This window comes from Pseudomonas sp. Root329 (assembly GCF_001424925.1).
Classification (GTDB): Bacteria; Pseudomonadota; Gammaproteobacteria; order Pseudomonadales; family Pseudomonadaceae; genus Aquipseudomonas; species Aquipseudomonas arabinosi.
This window is the reverse complement of record NZ_LMCV01000006.1, coordinates 127,322-139,538: the sequence shown is the minus strand read 5'-3', so window position 1 is coordinate 139,538 and position 12,217 is coordinate 127,322. Positions and strand designations below refer to the sequence as shown.

The 12,217-nt window shown below is 59.3% G+C and carries 10 protein-coding genes; all 10 read right to left on the bottom strand.

Annotated features, from left to right (window positions below):
• Nucleotides 1-100: 100 nt before the first annotated feature.
• The 10 genes from ASC74_RS30885 to murD all read right to left on the bottom strand — a co-directional run bounded on the left by ASC74_RS30885 (nucleotide 101) and on the right by murD (nucleotide 12,213).
• Nucleotides 101-1,467 (bottom strand): IS3 family transposase gene (locus ASC74_RS30885; protein ID WP_156400805.1). Its coding sequence is split into 2 segments (ribosomal slippage): nucleotides 101-999 and nucleotides 999-1,467, totalling 1,368 coding nucleotides; the frame shifts between segments, so codons are not numbered across the junction.
• A gap of 274 nt (nucleotides 1,468-1,741) precedes the next feature.
• A complete protein-coding gene (gene lpxC, locus ASC74_RS08885; protein WP_008147525.1) occupies nucleotides 1,742-2,653 on the bottom strand; it encodes a UDP-3-O-acyl-N-acetylglucosamine deacetylase in 912 nt (303 codons plus the stop codon).
• 112 nt (nucleotides 2,654-2,765) lie between these two features.
• The gene (gene ftsZ, locus ASC74_RS08880; RefSeq protein WP_033061342.1) at nucleotides 2,766-3,959 is read right to left on the bottom strand and encodes a cell division protein FtsZ; all 1,194 of its coding nucleotides are present in this window, start codon (nucleotides 3,957-3,959) and stop codon (nucleotides 2,766-2,768) included.
• A gap of 67 nt (nucleotides 3,960-4,026) precedes the next feature.
• Nucleotides 4,027-5,286 (bottom strand): cell division protein FtsA, encoded by a 1,260-nt coding sequence (ftsA, locus tag ASC74_RS08875; RefSeq protein WP_046048247.1) that lies wholly within the window; start codon nucleotides 5,284-5,286, stop codon nucleotides 4,027-4,029.
• Nucleotides 5,287-5,300: 14 nt separating this feature from the next.
• Nucleotides 5,301-6,170, bottom strand: coding sequence for a cell division protein FtsQ/DivIB (locus ASC74_RS08870; RefSeq protein WP_056740930.1), 870 nt, complete (start codon nucleotides 6,168-6,170; stop codon nucleotides 5,301-5,303).
• Nucleotides 6,171-6,174: 4 nt separating this feature from the next.
• The gene (locus tag ASC74_RS08865; RefSeq protein WP_056740921.1) at nucleotides 6,175-7,143 is read right to left on the bottom strand and encodes a D-alanine--D-alanine ligase; all 969 of its coding nucleotides are present in this window, start codon (nucleotides 7,141-7,143) and stop codon (nucleotides 6,175-6,177) included.
• A complete protein-coding gene (gene murC / locus ASC74_RS08860) occupies nucleotides 7,140-8,600 on the bottom strand; it encodes a UDP-N-acetylmuramate--L-alanine ligase (RefSeq protein WP_056740919.1) in 1,461 nt (486 codons plus the stop codon). The genes ASC74_RS08865 and murC overlap by 4 nt, the downstream gene beginning before the upstream one ends.
• A complete protein-coding gene (gene murG / locus ASC74_RS08855) occupies nucleotides 8,593-9,663 on the bottom strand; it encodes an undecaprenyldiphospho-muramoylpentapeptide beta-N-acetylglucosaminyltransferase (protein WP_056740918.1) in 1,071 nt (356 codons plus the stop codon). The genes murC and murG overlap by 8 nt, the downstream gene beginning before the upstream one ends.
• Entirely contained in the window at nucleotides 9,653-10,870 is a 1,218-nt protein-coding gene (ftsW, locus tag ASC74_RS08850) for a putative lipid II flippase FtsW (RefSeq protein ID WP_056740916.1), read from the bottom strand. The genes murG and ftsW overlap by 11 nt, the downstream gene beginning before the upstream one ends.
• Nucleotides 10,867-12,213: a UDP-N-acetylmuramoyl-L-alanine--D-glutamate ligase gene (gene murD, locus ASC74_RS08845; RefSeq protein WP_056740914.1), complete on the bottom strand. Its 1,347-nt coding sequence runs from the start codon at nucleotides 12,211-12,213 to the stop codon at nucleotides 10,867-10,869. Before murD ends, ftsW begins: the two co-directional genes overlap by 4 nt.
• Nucleotides 12,214-12,217 lie beyond the last annotated feature (4 nt).

Here is a 12,217-nt window from a genome sequence, read left to right as displayed (position 1 = left end):
GGTCCTCCTCGGCATCAGTAAACGGGGCGATAAATACTGATCGGCGCTGATCGTTCCCACGCAGAGTGGACTGACCCCAAAAAGTTGGACGATTGTCGATCTAGGCCTGAACGAATTGAGTCCTGTATTCGACAGGGCTCAGTCCGTTCAGCTTCAGCTTGATACGCCGGTGATTGTAATAGTGGATGTAATCCACCAGGCCGGCGTGAAGCTCATCCAGATTACTGAATTTGCTCAGGTAAAAAAATTCGGATTTGAGCGTGCCGAAGAAGCTTTCCATGGCCGCGTTGTCATAACAGTTGCCTTTGCGCGACATGCTCGGTGTGACCGCGTGCTCTTTTAGAAGTTGGCCATAAATGGGCATCCGGTACTGCCAGCCTTGGTCTGAATGCAAGATGGGTTTTTCGTCTGGTTTAAGTCGCGTAAAGGCCTCGTTAAGCATTGCCCCAACCATGCTGAACAATGGCCGCTTGGCGATATCGTAGGAAATGATTTCGCCGTTATAGAGGTCCAGGATGGGCGACAGATAAAGCTTCTGTCCTCCCACTTTAAACTCCGTGACGTCGGTCACCCACTTCTGATTGGGCTGTGAAGCTTGAAAATCGCGGTTCAGAAGATTGGGCGCGGCTCGACCCACTTCACCTTTGTAGGCGCGATACTTCTTCACACGCACACGGCATCTGAGACCAAGCTCAGCCATGAGGCGCTGGACGGTCTTGTAGTTGATCAAGAAACCGGCCTTGCGCACTGCCAGCGTCACGCGGCGATAGCCAAGCTTGCCTTCGTCTTCGTTGAAAACCTCGCATATCTTGGCTTTCAGATCCGCATATTTATCAGCCGCCTGGAGCACTTTCTGCTGATAGTAGAACGTGCTGCGCGCCAATCCAGCTGCTTTCAACAAGCCATCGAGAGAGTGCCGCKGCCTCAGTTCGATTACGATTTGCGCTTTTTCTGTTGCGCTGCTCGTTTCTTCTGAACCAAGGCATCGAGCTTTTTTAGATAGTCATTTTCCAACCGAAGTTGATTCAGTTCTGCGATCAACTCCTCCCGGGTACGAGACTCATCAGGTAACAGAGGACGGACAGGTTCGGGCAGCTTGGGCATTTTTTTCGCAGATCCAGTTCGTCTGGGTTGGCAGAGCAAGGCATTTTCACCGCCCCCATCATAGCGGCGCTGCCAATCGCCGACGATGTTGAATTTGCGGATATCAAACAACGCCGCAGCTTGGCGATAGGACAGCTGCTCCTCGCGCATACGCTTCAGAACCGACAATCTGAATTCAACACTGTAGTGCTGCACCTTTTTTGCTTCTAAAGCGGCGGCGCCATGCACCTGATAGGCTGCAACCCACTGGCGCAACGACGAAAAATCCACTTCGTGACGATGCGCGACCTCTCTAAAACCCGCTTTGCCAGAGCAGTAATCCTGTACCGCTAGCAGCTTCGCTTGAACCGTATACTTTCGCATTAAGCACCCCATCAGTTGTGTCCAACTTTTGGGGTGCAGACCAGAGCGTGGGAACGTCAGCAAACGCTACCCGNCCAGAGCAGTAATCCTGTACCGCTAGCAGCTTCGCTTGAACCGTATACTTTCGCATTAAGCACCCCATCAGTTGTGTCCAACTTTTGGGGTGCAGACCACTCTGCGTGGGAACGATCATCACCAACTCCGCACACGTTCCTGTAGGCATAAAAAAAGGCCACCCGAAGGTAGCCTTTAAAAAACTAGAGAGGTTTTTTACTTACACGGCCGCAACTGGACGCATGTAAGAGATCGGTGCAGTGCTGGCGTCTTCGAAAGTCACGACTTCCCAAGCATCTGTCTGCTCAATCAACTTGCGCAGCAGCTGGTTGTTCAATGCATGTCCGGACTTGAAGCCCTTGAACTCACCAATCAGGCTATTGCCCAGCAGGTAGAGGTCACCAATTGCATCGAGGATCTTGTGCTTCACGAATTCGTCTTCATAGCGAAGGCCGTCTTCGTTCAGTACACCATCCGCGTCGACCACAATAGCGTTTTCAACGCTGCCGCCGAGTGCGAGGTTGTGCTTGCGCAGGTACTCGATATCACTCATGAAACCAAAGGTACGGGCGCGGCTGACTTCTTTTACGAACGAAGTGCTGGAAAAATCCACGCTTGCACTTTGTGTGCGGTTACGGAAAACCGGGTGATCGAAATCGATCTCGAAACTCACCTTGAAGCCTTCGAAAGGGACGAAAGTGGCGCGCTTGTCGCCATCTTCCACTGTCACTTCCCGCAGGATCCGGATGAACTTCTTCGGTGCGTCCTGTTCTTCCAGGCCGGCCGATTGGATCAGGAATACGAAAGGTCCAGCGCTACCATCCATGATCGGAACTTCAGACGCGGAGAGCTCGACGTAGGCGTTATCGATGCCCAGGCCAGCCATGGCCGAGAGCAAGTGCTCCACCGTATCCACTTTGGTGTCACCACTGACCAGTGTGGTCGACATCGTGGTTTCACCAACGTTTTCCGCGCGGGCAGGAATCTGCACCACAGGGTCGAGATCGGCACGAACAAACACAATGCCGGTGTCGATAGGTGCGGGCTTGAGGGTCAGGTATACCTTCTCCCCGGAGTGCAGGCCTACACCTGTAGCACGGATAATATTTTTCAGTGTGCGTTGTTTAATCATGGCTTGGGCCGCTTCAGCGCAAATTGCGAACTGGTATCAACAAAGGCTGGCGATGATAGCAGACCAGACCTTTGCTGAACACCAATCACCTTCATAGCCCTGATACATTCCATTAATCGGCCTGACGACGCAGGAAAGCCGGGATGTCCAGATAGTCTAGATCATCTTGCGGATTCATCTTCGCGGCAGTCGCAGCACCGGCTTGAGCCTGGTTGCGCATGACGGTCGGACGGTCCAGGTCACGATAGTTTACCGCCGGCGCTTCCTGACGCGAAGGCGCTTGTTGCTGCGGTTGCGAAGCCACGGACGTGTGCATGGTGTTGTCGATAACCTTCACAGGCTTCTCGATTTTCGCGCCCAGACCTGTGGCAACCACGGTCACGTGCAGCTCGTCGCGCATGTCCGGATCGATAACGGTACCGACCTTGACCATTGCGTGCTCGGAAGCGAAAGCTTCGATGATGCTACCCACGTCGGAGTACTCACCCAGGGACAGGTCAGGACCGGCGGTGATGTTCACCAGGATGCCGCGTGCACCTTGCAGGTTCACGTCTTCCAGCAACGGGTTGCGAATGGCCGCTTCGGTGGCCTCACGTGCACGGTTCGGACCGCTGGCGCAGCCAGTGCCCATCATCGCCATGCCCATTTCGCTCATCACGGTACGTACGTCGGCAAAGTCGACGTTGATCATGCCCGGACGCTTGATGATGTCGGAGATACCGCGAACGGCACCGGCCAGTACATCGTCGGCCTTGGCGAATGCGGACAGCAGGCTTGCGTCCTTGCCAAGGATGGTCAGCAGCTTCTCGTTGGGAATGGTGATCAACGAGTCGACGCTTTCAGACAGCAGACGGATGCCTTCATCGGCGATCTGCATGCGCTTGCGGCCTTCGAACGGGAACGGACGAGTCACCACCGCAACGGTGAGAATCCCCATTTCCTTGGCCACTTCAGCAATGATCGGCGCAGCACCGGTACCGGTACCACCGCCCATGCCAGTGGTGATGAACACCATATTGGTGCCCTGCAGGACTTCGGCAATGCGCTCACGATCTTCGAGAGCGGCCTGACGACCTACTTCAGGGTTGGCGCCAGCGCCGAGACCTTTGGTCACGCCGGTGCCCAGTTGCAGGATGGTCCGCGCGCCGATGGATTTCAGCGCCTGGGCATCAGTGTTGGCGCAGATGAATTCAACGCCTTCAATGTTGCTCTTGACCATGTGGTTGACGGCGTTGCCGCCGCCTCCGCCAACACCGATAACTTTAATAACCGGGCTTGCGGGGATGTTGTCTACGAGTTCGAACATTTTCCCTCTCCTTACATTCTCTAGTTTTTTCGCCTACTGCTTTTTGCTGCGGTGCTGCGGTAAATCTTTAGAAGTTGCCTTGTACCCAGCTCTTGATGCGATCGAGCAAGGCGGCTTTCGGTTCTTCATTGCTGTAGCTGTCACGGCTGCTGATGCCCGAGAACGAAATCCCGTCGGACTGCTTCTGCAGGCCGTACATCAACAGGCCAACGCCGGTGGAATAAATCGGGTTGCGGACCACATCGTCCAGGCCCTTGACGCCATGCGGCACGCCGAGGCGGACCGGCATGTGGAAGATTTCTTCGGCCAGTTCGACCGCGCCTTCCATCTTCGACGTACCACCGGTCAGCACGATGCCGGCCGGGATCAGGTCTTCGTAGCCACTGCGACGCAGTTCGGCCTGGATCAGCGTGAACAGCTCGTCGTAACGCGGCTCGACCACTTCGGCCAGGGCCTGACGGGACAGCTCGCGCGGTGGACGGTCGCCAACGCTTGGGACCTTGATGGTTTCACCGGCACCGGCCAGTTTGGCCAGAGCGCAGGCGTAGCGAATCTTGATTTCTTCGGCGTACTGGGTCGGAGTGCGCAACGCCATGGCGATGTCGTTGGTTACCTGGTCGCCCGCAATCGGGATTACCGCGGTGTGACGGATCGCGCCTTCGGTGAAGATCGCGATGTCGGTGGTGCCGCCACCGATGTCCACCAGGCACACGCCCAGCTCTTTCTCGTCGTCGGTCAGGACCGAGTAGGCCGAAGCCAGTTGCTCGAGAATGATGTCGTCGATTTCCAGGCCGCAGCGACGCACGCATTTTTCAATGTTCTGTGCGGCGTTGACGGCGCAGGTGACCACGTGAACCTTGGCTTCCAGACGTACGCCCGACATGCCCAGAGGCTCACGAACACCTTCCTGGTTATCGATCACGTAATCCTGCGGCAGGGTGTGCAGCACGCGCTGGTCAGCCGGGATCGCTACAGCCTGAGCAGCGTCGAGCACGCGCTCGAGGTCGGCGGCGCTGACTTCGCGATCACGAATCGCCACGATGCCGTGGGAGTTCAGGCTGCGGATATGATTGCCCGCCACGCCGACGAACGCCGAGTGAATGCGGCAACCAGCCATCAGCTGCGCCTCTTCGATCGCGCGCTGGATCGATTGCACGGTGGACTCGATGTTCACCACCACGCCTTTCTTCAGGCCACGGGACGGATGGGTACCGATCCCGACGATTTCCAGCGTGCCGTCGTCCGAGACCTCGCCGACCAGCGCCACCACCTTGGAGGTGCCGATATCGAGACCGACGATCATTTTGCCGCTTTGCACGTTTGCCATGGTCCTGCCTCTTCTTAATTCTTCGCGACAGCGGGTTGGGCTGTCGTGGGCGCTACAGGTTCCCGCCAGCCAACAGCGAGGCCGTTGGCGTAGCGCAGATCGATGCGCGCAATGTTCGTAATCTGTTCTTTAAGCGTCTTGTCATAGATGGCAATGAAGCGGCGCATCTTTTCCAGCAGGTTGCCGCGTCCCAGCAACAGTTCGATTCCCGGGCCCGCGCTACCGGCGCCGGTGGTCAGGAACCAGCTGCCTCGATCACGCAACTCCAGCCGTGCAATCGAGAAGCCCAACGGCCTGAGCATCTGGCTCAGCACCTGGTATTGCTGCATCACTTGCTGTTGGGCCCGTTGTGGGCCGAACAGCTGTGGCAAGTGTTCGTAGTTCGCCAACTCACGCGGGGTGAACGCCTGACCCTGGTTGTTCAACAGCGACTCATCGCCCCAACGGGCCACCGGCAGTTGTTCTTCCAGGCGGATCACCACTTGATCCGGCCACACCCGACGCACTTCGGCGTGGGCAATCCATGGCATCGTTTCCAGCTCGGTGCGCATGCTCTCCAGGTCGATGGTGAAGAAGCTCGACGCCACGTACGGGGCGATCCGCTGCTGCACCGCTTGCTGGCTGATGTAACTCAAGTCGCCCTGCACGTTGATCTTGGTGATCGGTCGGTCGGCGTACGGCAACAAACGCTGCGCGCCTTCGTAAGTACCGAAACCCAGTGCGACCAACAGCACGGGCCAGAACAGGCTTTTCAGAAAACCAAAATTGGCTTTCGGCAGGCGCGCAGACATCGGCTCTTTGGCCACCATTCGGCTGGCACCCCGCGGTACCGGCTTGCGGCCGGGTGGTGCGGAGGGCTGATGTCTCAGCTGTGCGCCTTGCATGGTCTTAACCTCGCGGCTCAACATTATTGGCAACGCTAGCGGCCAAAATCGCCAAAACCAGTTGCTGGAAATCCAGACCGGCAGCACGAGCCGCCATCGGCACCAGACTGTGATCGGTCATGCCCGGTGCGGTATTGACTTCCAGGAACCAGAACTGCCCGTCGGCGTCCTGCATCACGTCAGCCCTGCCCCAACCGGCGATACCCAGCGCCTCACAGGCTTTCGCCGTAAGGTCCATCAGTTCTTTTTCTTTGTTGCTGTCCAGGCCACACGGAATCCGGTACTGGGTATCGGAAGCCACGTACTTGGCGTCGTAGTCGTAGAAGCTGTGCGTCGTGCCCAGGGCAATCGGTGGCAACACCTGGTCACGCAGGGTGGCGATGGTGAACTCCGGACCTTGAATCCATTGCTCGACCAACACTTGCGAATCGTAGGTACTGGCCGCTTTCCACGCGTCGATCAACTCCGACGCGGAGGTCACTTTGGCCATCCCGATACTTGAACCTTCATGGGCCGGTTTGACGATCAAAGGGAAGCCCAGTTCCGTCGCCGCCGAAATACAATCGGCCTCGCTGGTCAGTACGGCATGGCGTGGCGTCGGAATACCGAGGCTGTGCCAGACTTGCTTGGTGCGCAGCTTGTCCATGGCCAGCGCGGAAGCAAGAATGCCGCTGCCGGTGTACGGAATACCCAGGCATTCCAGCAGGCCCTGCATGCTGCCGTCTTCACCGCCACGGCCGTGGAGAATGATGAAGGCACGGTCGATTTTTTCGTTCAGCAGACGCTGCAACAGGTCATCGCCCACGTCGAGACCAAACGCGTCGACACCGGCGCTTAGCAGCGCGTCGAGAACCGCGTTACCCGACTTCAGGGAAACCTCACGCTCGGCACTCTTGCCGCCGAAGAGCACGGCGACGCGGCCGAAATCTTTCGGCGCAATAGTGGAGACGAGGTTGGCGTAAGCAGCAGTCATTTCAACTTCCCCACACTCGGCGCAGCAACGGCGCCTGCGAACAACGGACTTTTCAACAGTTTCGGTGCGAGACCACCGATGTCACCGGCGCCTTGGCACAACAGAATGTCGCCGGCACGCAGCAGCGGCTTGACGATGGGCGCGAGGTCAACACCGCGCTCGATGTAGATCGGGTCGAGCTGACCGCGCTGACGGATGCTGTTGCACAGCTTGCGGCTGTCGGCGCCCGGGATCGGTTCTTCACCGGCCGGGTAGACTTCCATCAGCAGCAGGACGTTGGCGTCGGCCAATACATTGACGAAGTCGTCGTACAGGTCGCGGGTGCGGCTGTAACGGTGCGGCTGGTAGACCATCACCAGACGGCGTTCAGGCCAGCCACCGCGCACGGCCTTGATCACTGCAGCGACTTCGGTCGGATGGTGACCGTAGTCGTCGACCAGCATCACGTTGCCGCCTTCTACCGGCAGTTCGCCGTAGACCTGGAAGCGTCGGCCGACACCCTGGAACCCGGACAGCCCCTGGACGATGGCTTCATCGCTGACGCCCTCGTCGGTGGCGATGCAGATGGTTGCCAGTGCGTTCAACACGTTGTGGTTGCCCGGCATGTTCACCGAAACATCCAGCGGATCGCGATCAGGACGCAGCACGGTGAAGAAGGTCTGCATGCCCTGCTGACGCACATTGATCGCGCGCACGTCGCAGTCGTCGCCGAAGCCATAAGTGACCGTCGGACGTTTCACCAGCGGCAGGATTTCACGCACCACCGGATCGTCCAGGCACACCACCGCCAGACCGTAGAACGGCAGGTTGTGCAGGAACTCGACAAAGGTTTTCTTCAGTTTATTGAAGTCACCGTCGTAGGTCGCCATGTGGTCGGCGTCGATGTTGGTGACCACGGCCACCAGCGGCTGCAAGTGCAGGAAGCTCGCATCGCTTTCGTCAGCTTCGGCGATCAGGTAACGGCTGGTGCCGAGCTGGGCATTGGTGCCTGCGGCATTCAGACGGCCACCGATGACGAATGTCGGGTCCAGGCCACCGGCCGCGAACACCGAAGCGATCAGGCTGGTGGTGGTGGTTTTGCCATGGGTACCGGCGACGGCGATGCCGTGGCGGTAGCGCATCAGCTCAGCCAGCATTTCAGCGCGAGGCACCACCGGAATGCGGCGTTCCAGGGCGGTGGCAACTTCCGGGTTGGACGTGTTCACGGCACTGGAGGTGACCAGTACATCAGCGTTCGTGGTGTTCTCGGCGCGGTGGCCGATAAAGATCTGGGCGCCGAAGGACTCGAGACGCTCGGTCACCGGCGAAGCTTTCAAGTCGGAACCGGACACTTCATAGCCCAGGTTCAGCAACACTTCGGCGATGCCGCACATGCCCACGCCGCCGATTCCGACGAAGTGGATGCGACGAATGCGGCGCATTTCCGGTTGCGGCATGGCTTTCTGATTCTCAACCATGGGCCACCTCCAGGCAGGTATCGACCACGTTACGGGTTGCATCGGGTTTGGCCAGGCGGCGTGCCGCGGTGGCCATGTCGGTCAGTCGTTGTGGTTGCATCAGGACCTCTGTCAGGCGTGCGGCAAGATCCGCTGCGCCAGTCGTTCTTTGCGGCATCAGGAAGGCAGCGCCTTCACGGGCCAAATAATCGGCGTTGCGGGTCTGGTGATCGTCGATCGCGTGGGGCAAAGGCACCAGCATCGAGGGCAGACCGGCGGCGGCCAGTTCACTGATGGTCAGCGCGCCTGCGCGGCACACCACCAGGTCGGCCCAGCCATAGGCTTGGGCCATGTCTTTGATGAAAGGCTGCACTTGCGCCTCGACGCCAGCCGCGCGGTAGCGCTCTGCAGTCACTTCATCGTGGTTTTTGCCAGCCTGATGAAACACTTCCGGGCGCAGGTCGGGGGCGACTTGCGACAGGGCTTCAGGCAGCAACTTGTTCAACGGTTCTGCGCCCAGGCTTCCGCCCAGGATCAGCAAACGCGCCTTGCGACCGGCCAGAGCCTGTCGCGGTGTTTCGAGGAACAGCTCGGTGCGCACCGGGTTACCGGTGGTCCGACGGCTGCCCGACAGGGTAAAGGTGTCGGGGAACGCTTCACAGACTCGGGCGGCCAACGGCACCAGCAACCGATTGGCGGTACCCGCCACGGCGTTCTGCTCGTGAACGATCACCGGCACGCCGGCCAGTTTGGCTGCAACGCCACCAGGACCGGTCACATAACCACCAAAGCCGACGACACACACCGGCCGCAGCTGACGAATGATCGCCCGCGCCTGCCAGATCGACTTGAGCAACATGAACGGTGCCTTGAGCAGGGACAGCTTGCCCTTGCCACGCAGACCGCTGGCATTGATTCGATGCAGTTCGATGCCGGCCACCGGAACCAGTTCGTTCTCGATGCCGCGCGGGGTCCCGAGCCAATGCACGGTGTAACCACGGGCCTGGAATTCGCGGGCACACGCCAGCGCCGGGAACACGTGGCCACCGGTGCCGCCCGCCATGATCAATACGTTAGCGCCCATGGGTCGGCTCCTCGGCGAAGTCGCTCTCATGGAACTCCATCTCTTCACTGCCCAAGTGGGTTCGACTTTCCCACTCGATGCGCAGCAACAAGCCGAGACAGGCACAGCAGATCACCAACGAGCTACCGCCATAACTGAGGAACGGCAGGGTCAGACCCTTGGTCGGCAGCAGGCCGACGTTCACCCCGATGTTGATCAGGAACTGACCAATCCACAGGAACGACAAGCCGTACGCGATGTAGGCGGCGAAAAATTGCTTGGCCTTCTCGGCCCAATAACCGATGTACATGCCACGGATACAGACAAAGACGAACAGCGCTACCGTGCACAAAGAACCCACGGCACCCAGTTCTTCGGCCAGGACCGAGAACACGAAGTCGGTGTGGGCTTCCGGCAGGTAGAACTGTTTCTGCACGCTGTTGCCCAGGCCAACGCCCAGCCATTCGCCGCGGCCAAAAGCGATCAACGCTTGAGACAACTGATAGCCGGCACCGAACTGGTCGGCCCACGGATCCGCGAAGTTGGTCAGGCGCGCCATTCGATACGGCTGCACTTGAATCAACAACACCACCGCCGCGACCGCCAGGACAACCATCAAGGAAAAACGGAACAGCCCGACTCCGCCGAGGAACAGCATCGCCGCCGCTGCGCCCATCATTACAACCGTGGCACCGAAGTCCGGCTCCATCAGCAACAGGCCCGCCATTGGCAGCAGAACGATGAACGGCTTGAAGAAGCCCATCCAGCTTTCACGCACTTCTTTCTGGCGACGCACCAGGTAACCGGCCAGGTAAATAACGACAAATACCTTGGCGATTTCCGACGGCTGAACGTTGAAGAAACTGAAGCCGATCCAGCGCATCGAACCGTTCACTTCACGGCCGATCCCCGGGATGATCACCATCACCAGCAAACCGAACGCACCAATCAGCATCAGCCAGCCCAGGCGTTGCCAGGTGGCGATCGGAATCATCATGGTGACGACGCAGGCACCCAGGCCCAGCACGATATAGATAAGGTGGCGAATCATGTAATACAGGGCGCTGCCCGACTGCACAGCCGCCACTTCGGTCGATGCCGATGCAATCATGACCAGCCCGAGGCCGATCAATGCCAGGCAGCCGGCGAGCATCGGGAAATCGAGGTCGATGCCGCGCCCGGTGATGATCGGCGACGGATACGGCTTGATGATGTTCATCAGGCTCATGCCAGATCCTCCACAGCGCGGACGAACTGGTGACCACGGTCTTCGTAATGCTTGAACATATCGAAACTGGCGCAAGCCGGCGACAGCAACACGGCGTCGCCCGTCTCTGCGATGGCGCGGCATTGCTCGACCGCTTCGATCAGCGAGTTGACGCGAATCAGTGGCACGGCATCGCCGATGGCCTCAGCGATCAGCTCGGAATCGCGGCCCATCAGCACCACGGCGCGGCAGTTGGCCGCCACCGGATCACGCAGGTCCTTGAACTCGGCACCCTTGCCGTCGCCACCGGCGATCAGCACGAGCTTGCCGTCGATGTCCGCGCCCAGGCCTTCGATGGCAGCCAGTGCGGCGCCGACGTTGGTGGCTTTGGAATCGTTGTAGTAGCTCACGCCATTCAGGTCGCGGACCCACTGGCAGCGATGCTCAAGCCCGGCGAAGGTGCGCAGGCTAGACAGCATGGCATCGAACGGCAGGCCGACGGCGTGGCCCAGGGCCAATGCCGCCAGGGCGTTGGACTGGTTGTGGGCGCCGCGAATTTTCAACTCGCGCACCGGCATCAGGTTCTGGAATTCGAAGGCCAGGTACTTCTCGCCGTCTTCTTCGCGGATACCGAATGCCTTGAAATCGGGCTTGCTCAAACCGAAGGTCCAGCATGGCTGACCTTCGCCAATCAGCGGACGGCTCAGGGCATCCTGACGGTTGACCACAAACTGCCTGGCACCCCGGAAGATCCGGTGCTTGGCCAGATGATAGGCCGGCAGACCGCTGTAGCGGTCCATGTGGTCTTCGCTGACGTTGAGCACGGTCGCCACTTCGGCGTTGAGCTGATCGGTGGTTTCGAGCTGGAAGCTCGACAGTTCCATCACGTACAGCTCGACGTCGTCGCTGAGCAGGTCCAGCGCCGGCGTACCGAGGTTGCCACCAACGGCGACACGCTTGCCGGCCGCTGCTGCCATTTCGCCAACCAATGTGGTGACGGTGCTTTTCGCGTTGGAACCGCTGATGGCAACAATCGGCGCCTTCGCGTTACGCGCGAACAGCTCGATGTCACCGGACAATTTCACGCCACGGGCGGCGGCAGCCTGCAGGGCCGGGGTCGCCAGCGCCAGGCCGGGGCTCACGTAGAGCTCGTCGGCGCGGCACAGGAATTCGACGTCCAGCTCGCCACAACGCACTTCCACGTGCGGATAGTCACGCTTGAGCGTGGCCAGTTCCGGTGGATTTTCCCGCGTATCGGCGACAGCAAACGACGTGCCCCGGTTCGCCAGGAAGCGAACCAGGGACATGCCGCTCTTGCCGAGGCCGACAACGATGCGGAAGTGGTCAGAAGCGATCAGAGACACTCGT

Bases quoted from the DNA above. Each gene is read 5' to 3' on its own strand.
- murG (WP_056740918.1), bottom strand. From the start codon at position 9,663: ATGGGCGCTAACGTATTGATCATGGCGGGCGGCACCGGTGGCCACGTG.
- ftsZ (WP_033061342.1), bottom strand. From the start codon at position 3,959: ATGTTCGAACTCGTAGACAACATCCCCGCAAGCCCGGTTATTAAAGTT.
- ASC74_RS08865 (WP_056740921.1), bottom strand. From the start codon at position 7,143: ATGACTGCTGCTTACGCCAACCTCGTCTCCACTATTGCGCCGAAAGAT.
- murC (WP_056740919.1), bottom strand. From the start codon at position 8,600: ATGGTTGAGAATCAGAAAGCCATGCCGCAACCGGAAATGCGCCGCATT.
- ftsW (WP_056740916.1), bottom strand. From the start codon at position 10,870: ATGAGCCTGATGAACATCATCAAGCCGTATCCGTCGCCGATCATCACC.
- ASC74_RS08870 (WP_056740930.1), bottom strand. From the start codon at position 6,170: ATGCAAGGCGCACAGCTGAGACATCAGCCCTCCGCACCACCCGGCCGC.
- ftsA (WP_046048247.1), bottom strand. From the start codon at position 5,286: ATGGCAAACGTGCAAAGCGGCAAAATGATCGTCGGTCTCGATATCGGC.
- lpxC (WP_008147525.1), bottom strand. From the start codon at position 2,653: ATGATTAAACAACGCACACTGAAAAATATTATCCGTGCTACAGGTGTA.